Annotated in this window: 23 protein-coding genes and 1 pseudogene; 18 read left to right on the top strand and 6 right to left on the bottom strand. The window is 37.8% G+C overall.

Annotation, left to right across the window (positions count from 1 at the left end):
- Position 1 precedes the first annotated feature (1 nt).
- The 5 genes from SCACP_RS16460 to SCACP_RS16440 all read left to right on the top strand — a co-directional run bounded on the left by SCACP_RS16460 (position 2) and on the right by SCACP_RS16440 (position 5,242).
- Positions 2 to 1,183, top strand: a complete 1,182-nt coding sequence (locus SCACP_RS16460) for an O-antigen ligase family protein (protein ID WP_425058568.1) — start codon at positions 2 to 4, stop codon at positions 1,181 to 1,183.
- A gap of 37 nt (positions 1,184 to 1,220) precedes the next feature.
- A complete protein-coding gene (locus tag SCACP_RS16455; RefSeq protein ID WP_425058567.1) occupies positions 1,221 to 2,231 on the top strand; it encodes a glycosyltransferase family 8 protein in 1,011 nt (336 codons plus the stop codon).
- Positions 2,228 to 3,199 (top strand): glycosyltransferase family 9 protein, encoded by a 972-nt coding sequence (locus tag SCACP_RS16450; RefSeq protein ID WP_425058566.1) that lies wholly within the window; start codon positions 2,228 to 2,230, stop codon positions 3,197 to 3,199. The genes SCACP_RS16455 and SCACP_RS16450 overlap by 4 nt, the downstream gene beginning before the upstream one ends.
- 13 nt (positions 3,200 to 3,212) lie before the next feature.
- Positions 3,213 to 4,304: a polysialyltransferase family glycosyltransferase gene (locus tag SCACP_RS16445; protein WP_425058565.1), complete on the top strand. Its 1,092-nt coding sequence runs from the start codon at positions 3,213 to 3,215 to the stop codon at positions 4,302 to 4,304.
- Positions 4,305 to 4,405: 101 nt separating this feature from the next.
- Complete coding sequence (locus SCACP_RS16440; RefSeq protein ID WP_425058564.1) at positions 4,406 to 5,242, top strand: polysaccharide deacetylase family protein; 837 nt, start codon at positions 4,406 to 4,408, stop codon at positions 5,240 to 5,242.
- A gap of 409 nt (positions 5,243 to 5,651) precedes the next feature.
- Here SCACP_RS16440 and SCACP_RS16435 read toward each other — a convergent pair whose 3' ends face one another.
- The 4 genes from SCACP_RS16435 to SCACP_RS16420 all read right to left on the bottom strand — a co-directional run bounded on the left by SCACP_RS16435 (position 5,652) and on the right by SCACP_RS16420 (position 6,537).
- Positions 5,652 to 5,894 carry a hypothetical protein gene (locus SCACP_RS16435; RefSeq protein WP_425061473.1) on the bottom strand — a complete coding sequence of 81 codons (243 nt, stop codon included), beginning with the start codon at positions 5,892 to 5,894 and terminating at the stop codon, positions 5,652 to 5,654.
- Positions 5,780 to 6,013 carry a transposase gene (locus tag SCACP_RS16430; RefSeq protein WP_425058563.1) on the bottom strand — a complete coding sequence of 78 codons (234 nt, stop codon included), beginning with the start codon at positions 6,011 to 6,013 and terminating at the stop codon, positions 5,780 to 5,782. Before SCACP_RS16430 ends, SCACP_RS16435 begins: the two co-directional genes overlap by 115 nt.
- Positions 6,014 to 6,074: 61 nt before the next feature.
- Entirely contained in the window at positions 6,075 to 6,266 is a 192-nt protein-coding gene (locus SCACP_RS16425; RefSeq protein ID WP_425058562.1) for a hypothetical protein, read from the bottom strand.
- A 16-nt stretch (positions 6,267 to 6,282) separates the two neighbouring features.
- Positions 6,283 to 6,537 carry a DUF4372 domain-containing protein gene (locus SCACP_RS16420; protein WP_425061429.1) on the bottom strand — a complete coding sequence of 85 codons (255 nt, stop codon included), beginning with the start codon at positions 6,535 to 6,537 and terminating at the stop codon, positions 6,283 to 6,285.
- Positions 6,538 to 6,694: 157 nt separating this feature from the next.
- Here SCACP_RS16420 and SCACP_RS16415 point away from each other — a divergent pair, with 157 nt between their 5' ends.
- The 3 genes from SCACP_RS16415 (at position 6,695) to SCACP_RS16405 (ending at position 9,655) form a co-directional block, all read left to right on the top strand.
- Entirely contained in the window at positions 6,695 to 6,859 is a 165-nt protein-coding gene (locus SCACP_RS16415) for a hypothetical protein (RefSeq protein ID WP_425058561.1), read from the top strand.
- A 311-nt stretch (positions 6,860 to 7,170) separates the two neighbouring features.
- A complete protein-coding gene (gene wbaP / locus SCACP_RS16410) occupies positions 7,171 to 8,649 on the top strand; it encodes an undecaprenyl-phosphate galactose phosphotransferase WbaP (protein ID WP_425058560.1) in 1,479 nt (492 codons plus the stop codon).
- A 601-nt stretch (positions 8,650 to 9,250) separates the two neighbouring features.
- A complete protein-coding gene (locus SCACP_RS16405) occupies positions 9,251 to 9,655 on the top strand; it encodes a helix-turn-helix domain-containing protein (protein WP_425058559.1) in 405 nt (134 codons plus the stop codon).
- On the opposite strand, the gene SCACP_RS16400 is transcribed toward SCACP_RS16405, so the two are convergent.
- Positions 9,588 to 9,761, bottom strand: a complete 174-nt coding sequence (locus SCACP_RS16400) for a helix-turn-helix domain-containing protein (RefSeq protein ID WP_425058558.1) — start codon at positions 9,759 to 9,761, stop codon at positions 9,588 to 9,590. The genes SCACP_RS16405 and SCACP_RS16400 overlap by 68 nt on opposite strands.
- A pseudogene (locus tag SCACP_RS16395) lies at positions 9,748 to 10,434 on the bottom strand (IS30 family transposase); the annotation flags it as partial. The pseudogene SCACP_RS16395 and the gene SCACP_RS16400, both read right to left, overlap by 14 nt.
- A 169-nt stretch (positions 10,435 to 10,603) precedes the next feature.
- Between SCACP_RS16395 and SCACP_RS16390 the strand changes: the two are divergent.
- The 10 genes from SCACP_RS16390 to SCACP_RS16345 all read left to right on the top strand — a co-directional run bounded on the left by SCACP_RS16390 (position 10,604) and on the right by SCACP_RS16345 (position 23,211).
- On the top strand, positions 10,604 to 11,404 hold the full coding sequence (locus SCACP_RS16390; RefSeq protein ID WP_425058557.1) for an ABC transporter permease: 801 nt from the start codon (positions 10,604 to 10,606) through the stop codon (positions 11,402 to 11,404).
- Positions 11,405 to 11,470: 66 nt separating this feature from the next.
- Positions 11,471 to 12,889, top strand: coding sequence for an ABC transporter ATP-binding protein (locus SCACP_RS16385; protein ID WP_425058556.1), 1,419 nt, complete (start codon positions 11,471 to 11,473; stop codon positions 12,887 to 12,889).
- A gap of 64 nt (positions 12,890 to 12,953) precedes the next feature.
- A complete protein-coding gene (locus SCACP_RS16380) occupies positions 12,954 to 15,134 on the top strand; it encodes a polysaccharide pyruvyl transferase family protein (protein ID WP_425058555.1) in 2,181 nt (726 codons plus the stop codon).
- 24 nt (positions 15,135 to 15,158) lie between these two features.
- Positions 15,159 to 16,673, top strand: coding sequence for a glycosyltransferase (locus SCACP_RS16375; protein WP_425058554.1), 1,515 nt, complete (start codon positions 15,159 to 15,161; stop codon positions 16,671 to 16,673).
- 30 nt (positions 16,674 to 16,703) lie between these two features.
- Complete coding sequence (locus tag SCACP_RS16370) at positions 16,704 to 17,906, top strand: glycosyltransferase family 2 protein (RefSeq protein ID WP_425058553.1); 1,203 nt, start codon at positions 16,704 to 16,706, stop codon at positions 17,904 to 17,906.
- Positions 17,907 to 17,961: 55 nt separating this feature from the next.
- On the top strand, positions 17,962 to 19,014 hold the full coding sequence (locus SCACP_RS16365; RefSeq protein WP_425058552.1) for a glycosyltransferase: 1,053 nt from the start codon (positions 17,962 to 17,964) through the stop codon (positions 19,012 to 19,014).
- 83 nt (positions 19,015 to 19,097) lie between these two features.
- Positions 19,098 to 20,189, top strand: a complete 1,092-nt coding sequence (gene gmd / locus SCACP_RS16360) for a GDP-mannose 4,6-dehydratase (RefSeq protein ID WP_425058551.1) — start codon at positions 19,098 to 19,100, stop codon at positions 20,187 to 20,189.
- Positions 20,190 to 20,271: 82 nt separating this feature from the next.
- Positions 20,272 to 21,201, top strand: coding sequence for a GDP-L-fucose synthase (fcl, locus tag SCACP_RS16355; protein WP_425058550.1), 930 nt, complete (start codon positions 20,272 to 20,274; stop codon positions 21,199 to 21,201).
- A complete protein-coding gene (locus SCACP_RS16350) occupies positions 21,173 to 22,030 on the top strand; it encodes a glycosyltransferase family 2 protein (protein WP_425058549.1) in 858 nt (285 codons plus the stop codon). Before fcl ends, SCACP_RS16350 begins: the two co-directional genes overlap by 29 nt.
- 68 nt (positions 22,031 to 22,098) lie before the next feature.
- Positions 22,099 to 23,211 carry a glycosyltransferase gene (locus tag SCACP_RS16345; RefSeq protein ID WP_425058548.1) on the top strand — a complete coding sequence of 371 codons (1,113 nt, stop codon included), beginning with the start codon at positions 22,099 to 22,101 and terminating at the stop codon, positions 23,209 to 23,211.
- Positions 23,212 to 23,294: the final 83 nt, after the last annotated feature.

Genomic DNA, 23,294 nt, shown 5'->3' with positions numbered 1-23,294 from the left:
TTTGAATGACATAGAAAAATTAGATAAAATGATTTTTGGGAGTTTGTGTGGCTATTCACTGATGAGTTGCGTGTCATTAGCTGCTGTCAATATTTTTATTGCATTGACAACGGTACTTGCAATTATGAGATTTGTCAGAAAACGTCCTGCTATTGATATGCCTAAACAATATTTTAAGCCCATAGCAATTTTTTTTGTTACATTGTTTTTCCTGATGATTATCAGTCCTGATTTTGACGCTTCAATAAAAAAATTTTGGCTGTTTGTATATAGAATGATTCCGTTTATCGCGGTGCTTGCTTTCATTAAGGATAAGCATCAGATATATACTTTGATTACATTAATAATTATATCGGTAACCACTGCGGATATTTATGCCATTTGGCAAGGGATGCACGGCGACTACAGGGCCAAAGCATTTGGGGGACATCCCATGGATTTAGCGGGTATTTTGGTACAGTGGATACCCATGTTATTGATTATGAGTATAGATAATCAGTGGTGTGCTCAACGCAAATATATAGTGGCTGCTTTGTTAATCGGTTGTGCGGCTGTTTTATTTAATGGTACACGCGGCGCCTGGATAACATTAGCGATTATTATGCCGACGGCTGTATTTATGTACCATAATGAAACAAAGAAAATGATGGTATATGTTTTGATTGCTATAATGGCAGTAGGAATTTTGGTGTATAATGTTCCAGAATTAAATGCGAGAATGGTAACATTAACAGATAAATCATTTCAATCAAACTCCGAAAGAATATTAATGTGGAATAGTGCATGGAAGATGTTTTACGATTACCCTCTAACGGGCGTCGGATTAGGTACATATGCCCACAGGTATCAAACGGAATATATTTCACCGAAGGCTTTGGAAAGAAATCTAGGCCACGCGCATAATAATTTTCTGCAAATGCTTGCTGAAACAGGAATAGTAGGGTTTTTGAGTTTTTGTTTTATGTTTGGATCTTTTTTATATTATACTTTTAAAGACTGGCGGCAATTTCATTATACAGCTGCATTAATGTTTTTTTCGGCAACATGCGGAATCATCCTACAGGGATTAACGGAATTTACCTTCGGGAATAGGATTGTAATGACACTTTACTTCTTTCTTATGGCTTTGTACTTGCAATATATAAAACAATGTTCGAAGTGTTTAACCCAACAAGAGATATAATTTGAAACCAAGGGATAAGACTGAGGGGCTGAATGATTTGGAAAGTGACATTTATTTGCGTAAAGCAATTGATGAGTATAGTCTATTTGAAGGGAGGAAACATTGTTTTCCATCTGTAGAGGATATACATATCGGGTATGGAATTGATGAGAATTATGTGCGTTGCATGGGAGCGTCTATCGCTTCTATATGTTTCAATAACCGAAGAGATAATTTGGTGTTTCATGTTTTAGCGAATGGATTAAAAAAGGACAGTATGACAAAGCTTAACCAATTGGCGAACGATTTTAATGTAAATATCCATGTTTATGCCATTAACAATAGAACCTTTAAGCACTTACCAGTACAGGCGCATTTTCCGGCATCAATTTACTATAGATTTATTCTGCCTGCTATTCTGACGGTTCCAAAAATACTTTATCTTGATGCAGACATTATCTGCCTGGGGGAGATACAATCATTGCCTTCTGTGGATATGCAAGCGAATGTCGTTGCAGCTGTACCTGATTTAGAGTCTCTTGCGAGTAAGAGAAATCATATCTTAGGTTTAAAGCAACATACTTACTTTAATTCGGGAGTTTTATTAATTGATATACAAAATTGGAACAATCATTACGTCGCGAAAAAAGCTCTGGCACTATTAGAGCAAGAGCCTAAAAAATTTAGGTATCCTGATCAAGATGTTTTAAACGTTGTTTTAACAGGCAAGGTGAAATATTTGGGAAAAGAATGGAATCGTATCAACACGCCAGATATGGTTGATAATGGTATCATATTATTGCATTTTGCCGCCCACCCTAAGCCATGGAGCATTGCCTGGGGCAAGAGTGATTTATGTAATGATTTCACTAGAAATATATATAGTAAATACGAAAATTTATCACCCTGGAAAAACTCCAAACCTACAGAGCCGCAAAACTATAAAGAAATGAAATACTATGCTCAATGCCTACTAAAAGCAGGAGACTATAAAGAAGGCTTTTATTGGTATGGACGATATTTGAAAACCAAAATGAAAACAAAACTATGTGCGGGTAACGGTATATGAAAAAATTTTTAGTCATCAATACATCCTATTTTGGCGATGTATTATTAACAGATTCATTGTGCCAAAATATAAAAATAGAGTATCCTGACTCTTGGGTTATTTTCATGGTGAACAAACCTTTTTATGAAGCAGCCAAATATATGGAGGGTGTAGACGAGGTTTTATGTTACGATAAATGGGGTAAACATAAAGGCGTTTTGGGTATTTTTAAATTTTTGAAGGAATATCGGAAAAACTATAAAAATGAGATTGATGTTGCTTTGGTCCTGTATGGCAATGAGCGTGGTATTTTTATAGCAAAAGCTTTTGGTGCGAACACGATTATCAGCGATAATCGCGGCATTTTGCATTATCTTTTTTCTACCAAAACAGTGGAAAGAAACAGCTTGGGATCTGTACAGCGGGAAAATGCAAATTTGTTAAAGTGTTTGACAAAAAAAGATGCACTCGATCTTCCTATTAAATATACTCCTCATTTAGAGGCTGTGACCTATGTGCAGAATTTGTTTCACCAACTAAATATCACCCGTGATGATGAGTTAATTGGGCTGTGTGCAACAAGCAAAAAAATAGAGAAAGATATGCCGGTGTCTACGGCTGTAAAGGTGATCGCCGACCTTAATAAAGCGGGGAAAAAAGTTATTTTACTGGGGGCGGGAAGCAGGGCCGCAGAATATGTGGCGCAATTGCACGCGCACGGCTGCAGTATGTTCCTTGACTTAACAGATAAGACTAGTATAGCTCAACTGGCAGGCGTTATTCAAAAATGCTCAGCCGTGATTAGTGTGGACACGGGTACACTTCACCTTACCTGTGCTTTAGGCGTACCGTTGGTAGCATTGTTCTATATTAATGACCGCAAGCATCTTGAAAAATGGGCTCCGGCGGAGTACTATCCTCATGTGTTGCTGACGGGGGATATAACGGCGAAAGACATTAGGGTTGGTTTACAGACACTATTGGTTTAAGTGAGGGCATGTCGTGAAAAACAAAAATTTATTCATTGTAAATACACCTTTTCATTTATTGACGGTGTTTATTTTATTAAAAGCGCGCTTCCAGAGTGATGAAAACTATCTGGCATTGTTGCATCCTCATGGCTATAATAAATGGCAAGAGAGTCCGTTAATGCGTTATATATCTTCTACGAGTTGTGGTTGGCAGCAGGTATTTCCTTTAGGGAATTGGCTAAGCAGCCGTGGTAAAACAAAAAGTTATAAACAGCAGGTGGCAGAGGTCAGAAATACAATCGGTAAAATCGGGATAAACGCCATTTATTTAGGTAGTGATATTGATGTTCAAAATCAATTGTTGGCTGGAGCGTTAAATATCGATCACTTCTGTCGTTATGATGATGGCCTCTACTCCTATTATAACGAGGACCGGAGAAGGCCTCTGACTCACAGGTTATTTCACAAATTTAGGATTTATATTTTAAAAATGCTGGCAGGAATTACCGGTAAAGTCAGCATTAATACGGTAACTGCAGGTGACAATCCGTCAGGTATTTGTGATTTTATGTATAAACCGGAACTTTTACAACGGTATTCACCACAAACATATGAAATTGAGCGTACTATGATTAATCAAGCGTTAAGTCATCTTAAAGAACGCGGTTTGTTCAACCCGGTAATGAAAGAGAACAGTATTTTGTATTTAAGCCAGCCACTGGTAGAACAAAAGAAGTTTTCTATCGAAGAAGAAATGAAGGTTCTGCAAGAAATTTTCCGGAACTTAAATGGTACAGGCTGTCTATTATACAAACCGCATCCTAATGACAGCGCTTACAAGATTGATTATTACTGCAAGGCTTTGCCTGGTTTGACTCTATATGATTCGATTGAGCCTGTAGAATTATCTTTTGCGTATGAAGAAAACTTAAAGGCCGTGATTAGTTATCAATCTTCCGCTTTGTTGTTTACCGATAAATTTACGATGAGAAAAATAAAAGCCATTAGTCTGGTCAATTTTTACAAACAGAAATTGCATCCTGCTTATATGAAAATCATGCGTAAAGCGGGGGTTTGTTTTCCTAAGGATCTAAGTGAAGTTACAAGTTTTTTAAATGTATAGACAGAGCAAATAAAATACACTAACATATATTGTGTGCGTGATGTACCTTGCTTTTTAAGATTAATAATCAATAATAAACTTAATGTGTGGGAGAGTCAAAATTGTTATTTACCATACTTTTTTTAGCAATTATGGGTATCGTTTTAGGTTTATATGGCAAATTTCATAAACGGATTCCCATCTTAATGTACCATCGTATAGCCACTGTACCCGGCGAAAGAAATTCACTTCCTGCGGAAAAATTCAAAGAACAACTTGATTATCTAAAAGAACATGGTTATAACACAATAACGCTAAACGATTTATACAATTATTATGTAAAAGAAGCACCGCTCCCATCCCGGCCCGTAATTTTGACTTTTGACGATGGCTATGAAGATAACTTTTCGACAGCGCTGCCGATGCTGCGAGAACGTAATATGAAAGCTACAGTTTTTCCTATTGCAAATTGGGTAGGCAGGGAAAATAAATGGGAGAATTTTAATCAGAAAGTAACACAAACGATGGATTGGGATAAGCTTCGCGAGTGGAAGGCCGCTGGCATGGAAATTGGTTCACATACGCTTAATCATCCTTTTCTCACTCAATGCGATGAGAACAGGTTAGAACAGGAAATCATGACCAGCAAAATGATTTTACAAGAAAAGTTAGGCGATAAAATAGATTTTCTCTGCTATCCTTACGGCTTTTTCGATGATAAAACTATTGCTGTTACTAAAAAATCCGGATATAAGGGAGCTTTGGCTATTTTTGATAACGTGCCTTTATGGCACCAAGATATGTTTGCATTACCCAGAATACCAATTTCTTCCAAACAGCCTTTGTGGGAATTCGCGCTCAAAGTTGGCCGATTTCATATAGTCTTTATTTTGCTGAGAAAATTAGAACGTAATGTTAAACGTTTAGCCCGCAGACGAAAAAAATCGGTTAATTGGTGACCAGCGCAAAGCTTTTTTCGTAGCTCGGGGGGTTAGTTGCCCAAAAGTTATCTGGGACTCAAAAGATCAGCTAAGGTGCCAATGGCCTGTTGATTCCATTGTCAATCAGCGGTATTGCCATAATAGTTGATTTTTGACAATATTTCCAATCGTGTTTACTTTAGTTAGTTAAAAGAAGTTTCAGGATCTATTTGATAAGTATACTTCCAGTTTGACTCATTAGCGTTGCATAAAAAATAGCGACGCAATGTCAAGGATAAAAAGCAAAAGCGCTTAATAAAGCCCAAACAATTTCTCTGAATATTCAGTTTCGTCTTTTCTTTAGGTTAGTTTAAAACAACGTCGGCATAAAAGTAACCCTTTAACCATATTTCCAGTCTTATCCAGTTCTTTATCACTAAGCTACAAACTACAGATACATCCCTTCGTCTACAGTATCGAGAAAGCCTGTGCCTAATTCATTGATTGCTCCTAGCAAAAGCTCATAGCCATCTTTATATGACCGCCTACCCCGGCTTGTTCTAGCCGGCTCACGGCTTAAGGCAGCCACCAATTCGCTAAATGCCTGGTACAAGAAATTTGTATTGCTCGCAACACTTCTAGCAAGGAATGCTTTTTCGGTAGTTGTTGGCATATGCTTTGCAATAGACAATACCCAATCAGGGCAAGCCAGATTTGTCCGTATACGGCATTTTGACTGGTACCGAAGAAATGCTTAACAACAAAATGTTGCTTGATCCATTTGAAGAACAGTTCTATTTGCCAGCGCAAGTGATAAATATCACTGATTTAACATCCTTTTCTTCCAGGACATGAATGATAGCATTGTTCTTTAGGCGGGACACGAACCGGATGCCTTTTTTTGGCAGTAATCATCCCATTTGGCATAATCAACATAACCCCGGTCAAACACATTTATTGCATCATGAGCGATGACTACCAGTTCATCCATGACATTTTTATCAGCCTTGCGGGCAGGAGTTAAAACAGCGCTATCCGGATACGAGCTGTCATTATGAACCACGATGCGCTGATGCAGCTTATGCCGCTTTTGGTTTGGCGGTAATCAGCTCACCGGTACTGATGGAGGTGAGCTGCAACACTTTTTGTAGATGCTTGTCGTAAATGACGCGGTTGGCGATGTCTTGCAGAGATGTAAAGCTCGAAAACTGGGCAATGATCATCAAGTATAACAGTTTTAAAGCGTCGAGCTTTTTTACGTAGTGGTCACACCCGGCATTGATGACAATCTGTTGAAATTTTTCCAAAGGAAAGGCTTCAAAGACTTTAAAAATACTGGTATATAGACTGATTTTGGTTGCTTTTGGTGAATTTTAGGCAGTTTTAAACCTTGATCTTTTTAAATGAATTTATTGCAATGCTACTGATCTATTTGGTTATATACTTGTCAACGCTTATTTAAAATACAAAACAAACCCGGACAATGTGTATATGCTGGCTTTACTGCTTGTTACTATTAGTCTAATGGTGCAAGGATTAACTGAATACAACTTTGATGATTCTGCAGTAATTAGAATGTACTGGTTTATTGTAGGATTAGCCTATGTTGCCAGTGACCGGTTTAGTGCCGAAGCAATCAAAACGGTTCGGTCATAAAAAAGCCAACAGGCTTGTGCATTGTTGGTACCGCGTCATTACATTGCATGTTTCTTAATTTTCCATGAAGATTCGACAGAAAATACATTGACAACAGGTTTATAATAACAAGGAACAAATAAAATCTTTGTAGGTGTAACATCTCGTTTTTGTGGAACAGCGGGGAGACAGTCTTACCGAAGTTTAGTTATTTCATAAATAGCTGGCATCCGGAAAGGCCGGATTTTGTTAAGAATTTATTCTTTGAAGGGAATTTGCTTTTGCATATCGAAATATCACATATTATGCATTTTTATTTTGGTGGTGTATATATGAACGACCTGGCTGTTAGAATAAAAGAAAATCCAACATTAAAAGTGCCTGTGCAGGCCAAAATTGGGCGATGGCTATCGCCTGTGCTTTTGTTCATTGTAGACTATTTTACGGTCGTTGCCGCCTTATGGAGTGCATACTATGTACGTGAAGATTTTCTAGTTTTTCTATATCCGCAAATCTTGCCGTACCATATTCCGCAGCATTACATCAACTATGTTCTCCCAACCATTTTTCTTGGATTTATTGCCTTTGAAAAGATGTATACACGCAGGACGCCTTTATGGAAGAGTATTGCGTCTATTTTTCGAGTGTGCACTTTTTCCATGATTGTGGTAATGGGAGTTTTCTTTTTTACAGGGGATATCAAGGAGATCTCCCGTATCTTGGTTGTATTGTGCTGGCTATTTTCATTTATCTATTTGGTCTTGGCAAGATATATGACAAAAAGAATGTTAACACTTGTCGGTCTATGGCAGAAGCCGGTTCTTATCATCGGAGCCGGAAAGACTGCTGAACTTTTAGCCGAAACGTTTGACAGCGACATGAATATGGGTTATAACATTATTGGGTTGATTGAAGACCATATGAAGGCTTGTCCTTTGACAAAGAAATTTCCTGTATTGGGGAAGTTTTCTCAAATTGAAGAGGTTGTCCGGATGACCGGAGTGAGAGATGTCGTCATCGCAACGCCCGGCTTAAAACGTGAAGCCATGATGGACATCGTGTATCGTGTTCAGCCGCTTGTTGACAATATTGCCGTTGTACCTAACTTATTTGGTTTGCCTCTCGGCAATCTCGATGCAGAAGGACTTTTACAACAAAAGGCTGTAATCCTTTATGTAACCAATAACTTAAATCGGCCATACAATCGCATTTTTAAATATTGCTTTGATATGATTTTGACGATATGTGGGACAATCATTGCGTTTCCTATATTAGTTATTATTGCGCTGGCGATTTATATTGACTCGCCTGGGCCGGTTATTTTTGCTCATAAACGCGTGGGTGCAAATGGGAAAATTTTTCCGTGCTATAAATTTCGCACCATGGTAGTCAATGCCGCGGAGGTTTTGGAACAATATTTAACGTCTAATCCAGATGCCAGACAGGAATGGGAGGAAAATTTCAAGCTAAAAAATGACCCAAGAGTGACAAGAATAGGCAAATGGCTGCGAAAGACTAGCCTTGATGAACTGCCGCAAATTATAAACGTCCTGCGCGGAGAAATGAGCCTGGTCGGTCCAAGACCGATCATTGAACAGGAAATCGGCAAATATGGGGAATTCATCAATGATTACTACCTTGTCCGCCCGGGGATAACCGGCTACTGGCAGGTCAGCGGCAGAAGTGATGTTGACTATGATGAGAGGGTCCAAATGGATTCCTGGTATGTCAGGAGCTGGTCTGTTTGGCTGGATCTTGTAATTTTGGCCAGGACGGTAAAAATAGTATTTTCTTGTAAAGGAGCGTATTGAAGGTGGACAGGTGCTTTTGGATAGGACGGTAAGGAACAGTGTACTTGACGCTTGTTCTTGAGCCGCTTGCATGCAAGTACGCTTCCGGCGGTATAATATCTTTCATAATTATTTGTTAAATATTTAGTTTTATTTGTAGGGATATCGCGGATTATAGCAAATTATATCGTGTATGTCTTAGTTTATGGAATTTTGAGGTGAATAGCTTGTATATCCCCGAGTTATCTGTAAAATCAAGTATAGAAATTTCCAGTCAGATAGTAACGAACATCAGTTATAATCGTTTAGCACCAATCCTTTTATTTGTTGAGACTATTATGCAATCGTATTGGGACTTATAACCGCGTATTATTTTCGAGATTATATTTTGAGGATATTTATCCCTACGTTAGGCGGGACAACCATGTCCGTAAACCTGGTTTACGGTATGGTCCCTTTGATCTACATAGGGTTATTATGAAGGATTATACACCAAGCGTCTTCCGTTCTGGCAGGGAGCGCAGTGTATGTTCAAAGCATGCTTTTTTGCCAATATCTTAATCCTTGGCGTTATGTATTTAAAAAGGTTGCTTACAAAGCTATATAAATTGAATTAAACATTTTGGATAAAATTGCCGATATTCTTATAAAGACATTTATAGAATTGAGGCAAATCATGAGAACGAGAGCATCGCAAGAAGAATTAAATGAAATTAAAAATGCCATGAATACAGAGAAAAGAGCAAGAATTTTTAAGAGATATCAAGCACTATATTTGTTTCTTTCTGGTAAGACGTGCAAAGAAATAGCTTCGATTGTAGGCATAACCGCCAATACAGTATGTAATCTGCACAAAATATATCAGAAAGAAGGACTGGAAGGAATTCCTGACAAACCGATATCCGGAAGACCGCCAAGACTTACCAGCGAACAACGAGTCGCATTAAAAGAAGTGATTATTAACAAAGTTCCTTCACATAAGTTGGACGGGTATAGGAAAGTCCCATGCGCTCCAGCATTCCGGTAATTCCGCGAATCGAATAGTCATAGCCATATTCACGCTTGATGTACTTACCAATTAAACCAGCTGTGCAATTAAACTCTGCGGCAAATCCAACCTGTTTTAGCGGCAAGGGGGATAATAATCTCCGCCCGTGTTTTACGCTCGGTCATTGTGAGTAGTACTCCGTCGCCAGAGCGTTTGCCCGTGATCGTGTCGATTTCCCAATGCCCAAATTCCTCGCGAATATTGATTTCCTCCGGCCGTTCGTCAATGCTTGTTCCGCGGACACGTTTGCACTGTTTGGCGGTTCGTTTGTTTGGCCTGCGACGAACTTTGAGAGGCAAATCGATGTTGCGTACGCGCAGTAGCCCTTGATCGATATAGTTATAAAGGGTTTTAGTGGATAAAATGATTTGCTGTTGCCACTCTTGGTGATGCCGGCAATAGCCAACGATGGCGTCAGGAGACCATTTTTCTTCAATCATCTTGTTTTCGGCAAACTCCAAAAAATTAGCTGCTTCAGCAACTTTAAATGGCTTAACACAGGCTGAGCGGTTTCTTTTGTATATTGCCTGTCCCGTTTCGGGGTAGTATGCTTTAAATTCAGTCAGGTCGGAGCGCAGTTGCTTAACTGTACCTCGCCTAATTTCGCGTAAAATCGTACTCGGATGGCGGCCAAGCTGCCGTGCTATATAGCGTATTGAACGCTTCTCATCCAAAAGTGCTTTGATCATTCCGTGCTCATATTCACTAAGGTGTTCAAAAGACCGTGCAGATGTGGTACACTGTTCTTGGACTTCCATGACAGAACCCTCCTGTATGGTTTGGATTGAGCCCCTAATCATACCGGAATTCTACATGGGAGTCCTTTTATCATCTTTTGCTGTTGCATTTCATTTTACAATGAACCTTTTTTTAAAATCCGTGTTTTGACAACGGGGGGCATTACAAATTTTAGAAGAGGATGAAGTTATGCAATCTTTATTTAATTTGTTTCATGACTTATGGAAGTCAAAATATTTAATTCTTAATCTAGCAAGAAATGATTTTAAAACTCGGTACGCAGGATCATATTTGGGGATATTTTGGGCATTTGTGCAACCTGTTATGACTATTCTAGTTCTTTGGTTTGTTTTTGAAATTGGATTCCGAACAGCAAAGGTGCAAGATGTTCCTTTTATACTTTGGTTGTCTTGTGGACTTATACCATGGTTCTATTTTGCAGATGCGTGGTCAAATGCCACAAATAGTTTTGTAGAGTACAGTTACTTAGTTAAAAAGGTTGTATTTAAAATTAGTTCGTTACCATTTATCAAAATTATTTCTTCTTTATTTATTCATCTGTTTTTTGTAGTTTTTCTGCTCGTGCTGTTTATATCCTATGGATATTCACCTGGACTTATCGCTATACAGTTACTTTACTTTATTTTCTGTACCTTTACTCTAGTTGTTTCGTTAAGCTTGTTAACAGCGTCGATTATTCCCTTTTTTAAAGATTTGGCTCAAATCTTAAATATCGTTCTTCAGTTTGGTATGTGGATGACTCCTATTATGTGGAACTATACGATGGTACCAGAGAAATATCGATGGCTCTTTTCTCTAAATCCTATGTTCTATATTGTGCAAGGGTATCGTGATACATTAATTAATAAAGTGTATATATTACAGAATGTAGAAAACACTCTTTATTTTTGGGGTATAACGAGTGTTTTCTTCTTAGTCGGTACGTGGACCTTTAAAAAACTCAACTCACATTTTGCCGATGTTTTATAAAGTAGTAGTTTAAAACCAGTTTAAAGCTAAAGATTATATGAAGAAAAACATTACAAGGTGGAAAATATGAGTAATGATATTGCAATACGGGTTGAAAATCTTTCGAAGGTTTATAAATTATATAATCATCCTACTGATCGTCTAAAAGAAGCACTTCACCCCTTTAACAAGAAGTACCATCATGATTTTTATGCACTTAAAGACGTTAGTTTTGAGGTTAAACGTGGGGAGACGGTAGGCGTTATTGGTAAAAACGGCTCCGGCAAATCAACGTTACTGAAAATAATTACTGGTGTTCTGACTCCTTCTTCAGGAACTGTGAATGTTAAAGGGAGAGTATCAGCCCTATTAGAATTAGGGGCGGGGTTCAATCCAGAATACACTGGAATGGAAAATATTTTTCTCCAAGGATTCATCATGGGATATACTCGCGAGGAAATGGAACAAAAAGTGGAAGCGATTCTTACTTTTGCTGATATCGGTGATTTTATTTATCAGCCAGTGAAAAGCTATTCAAGTGGTATGTTTGTAAGATTAGCGTTTTCCGTAGCAACCATTGTGGATCCTGATGTATTAATAATTGATGAAGCATTAGCGGTGGGGGACGTATTCTTTCGGCAAAAATGCTTTGATCGACTTGAAACCCTTAAGCAAAATAATACTTCTGTGCTTTTAGTTACTCATGCAACGCATGAAGTTAGACAGTTTTGTCAGAGAGCTCTGTTCCTGGATCATGGACAAGCTTTGTTTTGGGGAAATGCCGACGAAGCAGTACAGCGTTATTACTTTTCAGAACACCAGCAAAGTAGCTCAAAAAAAGTAAATCAAATTGGTTCAAATAAAGAAGAAACAAAAAGAACTGGGAAGCAACAGAAAGCTCCGAAAGAAAATAGTTTCTCTAATCAAAAGGTACAATGGCCTATAGCTCAGGAAGCTTTTTTTAATATTGTTTCATCACCTGATACCATCGGTGATGGAGCTATTTGTACTACAGTAGGATTATGTAATAGCCAGGGAGACCCCTGCCGCATGTTTGTACAAGGTGATATCGGAGTGTTTTTTTATGAGTTTGAGCTCCAACGGGACGTTGAAGTTCCGATTGGAGGGATCTTACTCTTTAATGAAAAAAACATCCTAATTCATGGGAAAAATAGTATGCAATTTGACACGGAAGCACCTAAAAATTTAAAGGCAGGGACAAAGATTCGCTTTCGACAGGCCATTAAATTTGATCTAGCGAGTGGGGAATATACTTTTTCGATAGGATTAGCAAGTATCGAAGAGGAAGCATTTCAACAAAGGAGCCAAATGCATAGTGCATTGTTAGAACAATATCGAACTAATTTATGTTATGTAAGGAATATTGGAACTTTTTCCATTGCGATTAGTTTAGGCGTGGGTATTACCGAAATACCGTTTCATGGGATATGCGATTTACCTGGAGAAGTTTGTATTGAAGTTCAAGCACATAGGTTTTGGGCTTGAACACGAAATCTTATATAGTAGGTGAAGGATTCGATTTTAAATAATAGTGTATAGGTGAAGAGCTATGTTCGATGAACTTTTAAAGGCATTGCGTAATTTTAAATCACGAATAGTTTCTTATAAAACACCGGAATACGTTGCAAATATAAAAGTGATTAATTGTCAAGTGAGCAATGCATGTAATTCAAAGTGTGCAATGTGCAACGTTTGGAGACAAACTGAAAAGCAATGCTTAACCCTTAAGGATTTTAAGCGTGTTTTAGCTGATCCTTTGTTTAAGCAAGTGGAACATATAGGTATTACTGGTGGTGAACCAACCCTAGTGAAAAACTTACCGGACTATTTTGATATAGCTATTGATGTACTGCCAAACCTGCAAGGTTTAAGTACTATAACCAATGCCATACTCTCAGAAAAAGCGGTAGAATTAATTTGCGATATTAAAAATTTGTGCGAAGCTCGTCAAAAAAGTTTTTCTGTGATGCTCTCATTAGATGGATTAAATGATATTCATGACTTGAATAGGGGTGTTCCAGGTAGCTTTAATAGTGTACAGCGAGTCATGGATACGTTAAAGAATCGAGGTATTGCTTTCAGTACAGGAACTACGATTACCAAATACAATATATGGAATTTAGATGAGTTGCTTATTTTCTTGCGTGAAAATAATATCTACGGACGTTTCCGGATTGCCGAGTTTATTAACCGGCTGGATAATTACGCTAATAGCGATGTCATTAGAAATTTTGACGCAGACGAAACCTACCAATTATTACTGTTCTTTTCCAAGTTGGAGTTTACATATGAACCTGACGATACTGTTAAAAACACCTATAGAAGTATTAAGAATATGCTAGCAGGAGGTAGCAGACTCATTGGTTGCCCGTATCAAGAACAAATTGCTATAAACCTTGATTGCTATGGTGGACTAGCTTATTGTGCACCCAAATCTAATGTGCTAGGAAATTTACTTAAAAGTAATGGCCTTCATTTATATGTGCACAACTTAGAGCATTTGGATTTTATTAAACGAAATTATTGTAGTTCATGTATTCACGATTATCATAGTCAGCCTAAACCTGAATTATTGGAACAAAGAGAAGAAGAAAGATACTGGGGGCAGTTCTTCTCCATAAAACAGTTTGCTGAGCAGAAAGAGTTTTTGGTTGTGCCTTATAAAGAAAAAAAATCTAATGGCTATACAGTATTCATTATTGGGTGGTATGGTACAGAAACCGTTGGAGACAAGGCAATATTAGCAGGCATATTTGAATATTACAAAAAAAACTACCCGGAAGCTACTTTTGCGATTAGCTCACTAAATCCTTTCATCACGGAGCGAACGATTAAGGAATTAGATATAAAAGCAGAAATAGTACCAGTTTTCAGTGGTGAGTTTTTTGTTCATGCTTCAACTGTCGATGAAGTAGTGGTCGGTGGGGGCCCCCTAATGGAGTTGGAAGAGCTATCACTTATCTTGTGGGCGTTTTATTTTGCAAAAAAGAATAAAGGTAGTACAACTGTATTCGGATGTGGTATAGGTCCGTTGTATACGGACGATAAAATCAATGCGGTTAAAGATATTTTGGGAAAAGCTGATCGCATTTATTTGCGAGATGCTGCATCTGTAAAAACTGCAATTGGGTTAACTGGACGAACGGATATTCGAAATATTGGTGATCCGGCTGTGGGATATTTACGTCGAAATTATTCTCAGAAGGAATTTTTTAAGGAAGAAACTAAACTAGCCTGTTTCTTGCGTGAATTAACTCTGGAGTATCGGGGGAGCAAGAATAAAGAGGAGTTTTTTGATTATAAGCAGAAGTTGGAAGAAGCATTGGCTATGAATATTATTAATCTCTGCGACAAATATGATTTAGTCCCACACTTCTACTCTATGCATAATTTTGCAGTAGGCAATGATGATCGAGATTTTAATTTCAGCTTTACCCGCAAATATTTTGCGGGACGTAAATATTATGTCGAGAATAAGCTATCCACTGTTGAAAATATTGTACAAGCTATGAAAACTTCACAGTTAAATGTGTGTATGCGCTTTCACTCGGTGGTTTTTGCTAACACGCTAAATACAGATTTCTTGGCTGTAGACTATACTACAGGAGGGAAAATATTTGGCTATCTGTCAGATACTGACAAACTTCAACACTTGGTTTCCATGGATTCAATAATTAGTGATTCGCACAGTCTTACTAATACTTTCGTTAGGAATAATGCAAGTAAATGATATTTGAACAAAAGGATGAGGCAATTGAAAATCGCTATTTTCAGCACTCCTGATAGCGGTGGTGCCGGTAAAGCTGCATTACGACTTCATAACGGTTTAAATCAAATTGGTGAAGATAGTACGTTATTTGTTAAGTGGAAAACAGTTAATAACAATACAATTGTACAATTACAGTCACCAGAAATAAATAACCGAATATTTGAGAAATGTGTTTTAGACCAATTTATGAGCAATGTTTACGATGGAAATACTATGTGTTCGGCGATGTATCCTAGCATTGGATTTAACTATTTAAAGCGGATAGAGGATTTCGATATTGTAAATTTGCATTGGATTTCTACGTTTATATCTCTTGAGTCTATAGAAAAAATTCGTAAAATGGGAAAGCCGATAGTGTGGACGTTACATGATCAGAATCCCATGACAGGAGCATGCCACTATACACATGGATGTCAAAAGTATAAAGAAGAATGCTCGAACTGTGTACAACTAAAAAGTAATAAATATAATATTGCCCAAACGATACTGAAAGCTAAACTAAAGTATTTGCCAAAGGATATTGTGATTGTTACGCCTAGCAGATGGCTGGCTGATTGTGCGAAGCAAAGTGCAGTATTTCGAAATCACCGTATTGAAGTGATTCCAAACTCACTGGAAACGGATATTTATAGACCTATTGATAAAAAAAGAGCAAAATCTAACTTGGGCTTTTCAGCTTCTACCAGAGTTATCCTTTTTGGAGCGCAAGATCTCAAAGAAAGACGCAAAGGGTTTGTCGAACTAGTTGATATTGTAAAGCACATAAGAGAAAATGAATTTATCAGCGGGCTTATTCGTAGAAATGAATTGAACATTGTTACGTTCGGTCATTGTTCACCCTTATTAGATAGTATGAGAATTCCGTATAAATCATTAGGGTATATAGATGATGAACAATTATTGAGGACCATATATTCGGCAGCGGATGTTCTGGCGCTACCATCGCTTGAAGACAACTTGCCTAATCTTATGTTGGAAAGTTTAGCGTGTGGAACGCCAGTAGTGGCTTTTGCAGTCGGAGGAATGCTTGACATAATACAGGATAGGAAAAATGGGTTCCTTGTCCCTATAAAAGATACGAAAGTCTTCGCCGAGCGTATCTCCGAAACTCTTAACGGGTGTTCCATGGAAGCATACTGTAGGAGTTTTGCCGAAGAAAATTTCCGTTTGGAAGTTCAGGCCAAAAGATATAGGCAACTATTTCAGGAATTATTCGATCAGATAAAATCAACAGCAGTGCAAGTAACAGAGGTACCTCCTTTATATCCTGAGATAGCAAGTGCAATGGCAACGGTTATTTGTGAAGCATCTACAGCGCTGCAAGTAGAGCTGGATGGTGCAGAAATTGAACAAAATAGACTTAGGGAAGAAAACAGACAGCTTCAAGCCAAGGTAAACCAGCTTCAGAACGAGATAGTCCGGCTTGAAGCTGAAAGAACTCCCATAGGGATTTTGTGTGACAGAATGTGGAAGAAATTGCGAAATGTTATAACAATTTAGATACTTTACTTACATTTAGGAGATTTAAAAATGAGTACAAATATGAACCAAATTCAACAAGATGAAATATCTAATGAGTTACAAGTTTTTTGTGGAAAGTATTTGTTTTATCCAAATCAAAATCGTAATAGAATGGCGGAAGGAGGCACCAGACTTTCCGGAAAATGTAAAATTCGTAATGTAGATGAGCCGCTTGTTACATATGTAACAGCAGTACGAAATAGCAAGAATACAATATTACGGTGTATGCAGAGTGTATGGAATCAGACGTATAAGAATGTAGAGCATATTATTATCGATGGTGCCTCTACTGATGGAACCATAGAGATACTAAAAGCACATGAAAATAAGATTGATTATTATATATCTGAACCTGATAAGGGGATATATAATGCTATTAACAAAGGGATATCTCTTGCGCAAGGCGATATTATCTGTATATTGGGGTCTGATGATTGGGTTGAATCTACAGCTGCCCAAGTAGCTGTAGATGCTTTAAAAAATAGTCAGTGTGAGTTTATAGCGACGGGGACTATGGGGCATGACCCTGCAGGAGGTTTTACAGGGTACTGGTCGCCTAAGCCGGTGCATGCCGGGACAATTTTTACATGTATGGATTTTTGCCATAATGCTATTTATGCAACAAAAAAGACTTATGATCTAAGCGGGCCATATGATGAGAGTTATAAGGTTACGGCAGATTTTAAGTGGGTTATGAACTGTTATAAAAAAGGCATTTCTATGACTTATACTGATACTGTGACTACACACTATTCGTCAGGGGGCATCTCATCAGATCCCAATAAAAATTCTCAAGATACTATACGTGTAATAAGTGAATATTATCCATTTTTGAGCTTGGACGAGTGTAAAAAACTGTTTTGGACTTTTTATTCTTATGCAGACGTAATCAAAGAATACGTACCTTACGAAGGTTCCGAAAATGAACTAATGTTTATTGAAGAGATTATGAAAAAATATCAGAAAAAACCAGATTTTGTGCATTCAGTTGGAATGGCTGTGCTACAAAAATACTCGGCAGTAACAAAACAGACTGTAAAAGACTCCTCTTTGTCTATGGTGAAAGATGGGATTTTGCACGGGTTTGAAAACATGGGGATAAAAGGATGTTTCTACTACCTTTTAAAAGCTCTAAAGAGGAGACTTGCTCGTCAGGTACAAGGTACTTTCTTATATACCCCCTTAAAGAGAATTTATAAATTGATAAAATAACAGTCCAATGATTCTCGGGGTTATTCGAAAATTTTCTTTGAGGACGTGGATTTTCATGGATAAAATTGCGATAATTGACCACTCATATCATGCAAAAACCAAGTCAAGCGCTTTTATTATTGATTTATTGAAAGAACACTATGAAGTTGACATTATATTGGATGATAGTTGGAAAGAAGGCAAGGAACCCGATCTAAGTTGTATCGATGACAGCTATAAAGTAGTAGTTTTTTGGCAGAGTATATCTCCTCAAATGGTTGAGTCACTAAAGTGTAACAATATCGTATTTTTTCCTATGTATGATGCTTGCGGTGATGTAACGATTGATTATTGGTATAATATTAGAAATGTTAAAGTAATTTGTTTTAGTAGGACTTTACATGAGAAGTTATCTAAGCTAGGTTTTCAGTGTATGTATATACAATATTTTCCACAACCAATCTCGTTTAACAGTCAAAAAGGACTATCTTTGTTTTTTTGGCACAGGAGATGCGAAATTACCTGGGAAACTGTTAGAAAGTTAATTGAAGATACAGAATTAGAAGCAGTTCATATCCATAAGGCGGTTGATCCTTTTCAGACGTTCACCCCCCCATCAACCGAGGACGAAGTGCATTATAATATTAGTTACAGTGATTGGTTTAACACCAAGCAAGACTATTTAGATGCTGTTGATGCAAAGAGCATTTATATTGCTCCTAGAATTACAGAGGGTATTGGTTTTTCATTTCTTGAAGCGATGGCAATGGGGAAAGCTGTAGTAGCGGCGGACAGGCCGACTATGAATGAGTATATTCAAGATGGTATTAATGGGTATCTATTTTCTGTTGAAAATCCACGGCCAATTGATTTTACAAATTTAGAACAGGTCAAAGAGAATGCTTTTAGAACCATAGTCGAAGGTAGAAAAAGATGGGACAAAGGAAAGTATAAGATACTCGATTTTATTGAAGAAGCCCCTAGAAAGAACCATTATTTTGAGAAAAGAAATAGATATATACAAATTGTTACAATTGGAAACAAAGTTAAGAGAATCATTAAATACATTTTACCTTACGGATTAGTCCGGTTGTATCAAAAGTATAAAACGATAAAAGTAACTTTTTAAATAGAGACTGTTGTGGATAATTCATATCGAGAGGCTGTGACTATTTTATTTTGAGACTGAGCAAATAATGGAGGAATGGGTCGATGACTACAAAACGTGCTTTAATTACAGGAGTAACTGGGCAAGATGGCGCTTATCTATCAGAATTTCTCCTAGAAAAAGGGTACGAAGTACATGGTATTAAGCGACGTGCATCGCAGTTCAATACAGATCGAATTGATCACCTTTATAAAGATCGACATGAGGAAGACGTACGGTTCTTTTTGCACTATGGCGACATGACTGATTCTACTAATTTAATCCGAATTATCCAAGATGTACAGCCAGATGAAATTTATAATCTCGCTGCGCAAAGTCATGTCCAGGTATCTTTTGAAACCCCGGAATATACAGCAAATGCGGACGCTATAGGTACGTTACGTATTTTGGAAGCAATTAGAATATTAGGTCTGGAGAAAAAGACCAGGTTTTACCAGGCATCAACCAGCGAGCTATACGGTAAAGTACAGGAGATACCTCAAAAAGAAACGACACCATTTTATCCACGAAGCCCATACGCTGCCGCCAAATTATATGCCTATTGGATAACAGTGAATTATCGGGAAGCTTATGGTATATACGGCTGTAATGGTATTCTGTTTAATCACGAATCACCTTTAAGAGGTGAAACATTTGTAACGCGAAAAATAACCCGTGCTGTTGCTCGTATTAAACTAGGGCTTCAGAAGAGGTTATATTTGGGAAACTTAGATGCGAAGCGGGACTGGGGATTTGCCAAGGATTACGTTGAAGCCATGTGGCTTATTCTTCAGCAGAACGAACCGGATGATTATGTTATTGGAACTGGAGAGACACATTCGGTCAGATCATTTGTTGAATTAGCTTTCAAGGAAGTTGGAATTAACATTGAATGGCAAGGATCCGGCGTCAATGAAAAGGGGATTGATTCGACAACTGGTAAAGTATTAGTGGAAGTTGATTCACGTTATTTCCGACCAACTGAAGTGGACTTGCTGTGGTCTGACCCCACGAAGGCAATGACCAAACTTGGTTGGAAACCGAAGACTACATTGAAAGATTTATGCTCTATGATGGTTAAGGATGATCTGAAAATCGCACAAAAAGATATGTTATGCGCCAAAAACGGCTATGACGTACCGAATTTTCACGAGTGACCGGAAAATGACCTACGTGGCTTGTGTACTTAAGGTTTACGTACCGCCAAGCTACAATTATTAATAATAGAGGTGCACCATCATGCAAAAAGATGCCAAAATTTACGTAGCTGGACATAGGGGACTTGTTGGTTCGGCTATCGTGCGGAAACTGCAAAGTGAAGGCTATACCAATCTTTTACTTCGTACCAGTACTGAACTAAATCTTACTAATCAGGCAGCTGTTCAGAAATTCTTCTCAGAAGAAAAACCAGATTATGTTTTTATGGCCGCTGCGAGAGTAGGGGGAATATTGGCCAATAACTCATATCCGGCTGATTTCATTTATGATAACTTGATGATCGAAGCCAATGTGATAAATGCATCTTATCAATCAAATGTGAAAAAGCTTTTATTTTTAGGGAGTTCCTGTATATACCCCAAATTGGCTACGCAGCCGCTTAAAGAAGACTATTTACTCACAGGCTCTCTGGAGCCAACAAATGAATGGTATGCAATCGCTAAAATAGCTGGTATCAAACTTTGTCAGGCATTCAGACGACAATATGGATGCAGTTACATCAGTGTCATGCCTACTAATCTTTATGGACCTAATGATAATTTTGATTTAGAAACGTCGCATGTATTGCCAGCTCTTTTGCGTAAGTTTCACGAGGCAAAAATAAATGGACAATCTAATGTTACTGTGTGGGGAACAGGAACACCAGTACGAGAATTTTTATATGTGGATGATTTAGCTGATGCTTGCTTATTCTTAATGCAACATTATAGCGAGGAAGGTATTGTAAACATTGGCACCGGTGTTGGGCTGACCATTCGGGAATTGGCACAAAAAATTAAAATGGTTGTTGGGTTTGAAGGCGAGTTGCTATTTGATGTCACTAAACCAGATGGAACTCCAATCAAGATTAATGACGTTTCATTATTGCGTAGTCTAGGTTGGGAGGCTAAAACTGATCTTGATAGTGGCCTCAGGTTAACTTATGAATGGTATAAAAATCAATACAAGTAAATCTTATGTAGCATCAGAGTTAGAGCCTAAAGTGAGTATTATTACTGTATGTTTTAATAGTGCAAATACTATTGAAAAGACAATAGAGAGTGTCATTATTCAAGACTATCCCAATATGGAATATATCATTATTGATGGGGGATCTACCGACGGCACGATTGACCTGATTGAACGATATGAGCAATATATAAGCCATTGGTTAAGCGAAAAAGATAATGGAATATCTGACGCCTTCAATAAAGGAATTAGCAAAGCGTCTGGTGATCTTGTTGGCATTATTAACTCTGATGACTGGTATGCACCTGAAGCAATAAAACATGTTGTAGAGGCATTTAAGTCCAATCCGGAAATCGGATTTGTCTTTGGAGATTTAATTATAAGTGATACGGAGGGGCAGCCGCTCTACTCTCAAACTGGAGATCCATACTATCAAAGGATGATAGCTTTCGACATGCCATCCATTCCTCATCCTACAGTCTTTGTACGCAAAGAAATATACGAAAGATTTGGGGGGTTTAGTACTGACTATAAGACAGCAATGGATTATGAGTTTTTATTGAAACTCTGGAAAAATGGAGTTGCCGGTCTTTACCTACCAGTAATCTTAGCTTATATGCGGCTAAATGGTGAATCCGACGTCAATTATACGCGTGGATATCACGAAGTGATGAGAATATCAGTGCATTACGGATATAATTATTATTTCGCCTTTTTTCGATTTTGTTTTAAGTGTTGTAAAACATTTACTAAGAAAGTATTACAACGAATAGGTTTTTCAAGTTCAGTAAAGTTATACCGAAAATACTTTAGTAATCGATATAAATACTAATAATATTTTTACAAACTTATTCTGTTTATGATGAAGCCCACACCTGCTAACACAAAGGGGAATTCCAAATGAATGTGCTGATGATCTCCGTGCGTGCGGATTATGGAGGTGGACCTGAACACGTTTTCAGGCTCATGCAGCAGATAGGGAATGATGTTTGCTTATTTGTCGCTTGTCCCCGAGAATATCCGTATTGGGAGCGTTATTGTGCCCTGGTTGGAGTGAACAATATGATCGAAATTCCACATCGTAAGTTTAGTATAGCAAGTTTGTGGGGTTTGATCCGCTTCGTCGTGAGTAAAGAAATTGATCTTGTACACTCACATGGTAAGGGGGCAGGGTTATATAGTCGGCTGATATCCATTTTGATGTCCAAACCTTGTGTGCATACTTTTCACGGAATTCATGTTGGTAAATATAATAGCATTACACGCTTAATTTATTTAGCTTATGAAAGATTATTTTCCTATATGACGAACCGGCTGATTGCAGTGTCTGAGGGTGAGGCGGAGATCATCAGGGATTATGGTATTTGTTCAAATAAAAAACTGAAAGTGATTCCCAATGGAGTCAATATTCCAGATGGCGTTAAGCTGCCAGATAAAAAAGAAAAAAGAGTTTTTCATATCATTTCTGTGAGCCGGTTTGATTATCAAAAAAATTCGCAACTTGCTATTTTGATAATGAAGAAGCTCTTTGAATATTACCCAATGTTGTCTGTCCAATTGGATTTTATTGGAACAGGCGAAGGAGAAAAAGAGTTGCATAGAAAAATTTCTGAAGAAATGCCGAAATTACCTATATATTTTCAGGGGGCAGTAATTAATCCAGAAGAATATTATTCTAGAGCAGACTGTTACTTGTCTACTTCCCGTTGGGAAGGGATGCCATTGGCAGTTCTTGAAGCGATGGCATGGGGTTTACCCGTGATTGCAACAAATGTCGTAGGTAATAAAGATATAGTGCGTCATGGATACAACGGTTTTCTATTTGAAGTCGACCAACCTGAAGTCGCTGTACAACAAATATTTACGCTAATGTCAGACCGTGCTTTATATCGACAGTTCTCAGAGCAAGCGAGAAATTTGACTACCGAACAATTCAGTGCTGCAAAAATGGCAGAACGTACTTATAATGTTTACTGCGATGTTTTAAGATATAACAAAGTAAGGTCTTCTTAGCGTACATCTTTAAATCCGGTTTCAAATGGTGATCATAGTAGTTTTGAAGGAAATAATAGCGTTTTCACAACAAAGAGGTTTAT

The organism is Sporomusaceae bacterium ACPt (assembly GCA_041428575.1).
GTDB lineage: Bacteria > Bacillota > Negativicutes > Sporomusales > Sporomusaceae > Sporomusa_D > Sporomusa_D carbonis.
Note: the sequence above shows the minus strand (reverse complement) of the source record. Positions and strands in the feature narration are given on the sequence as shown.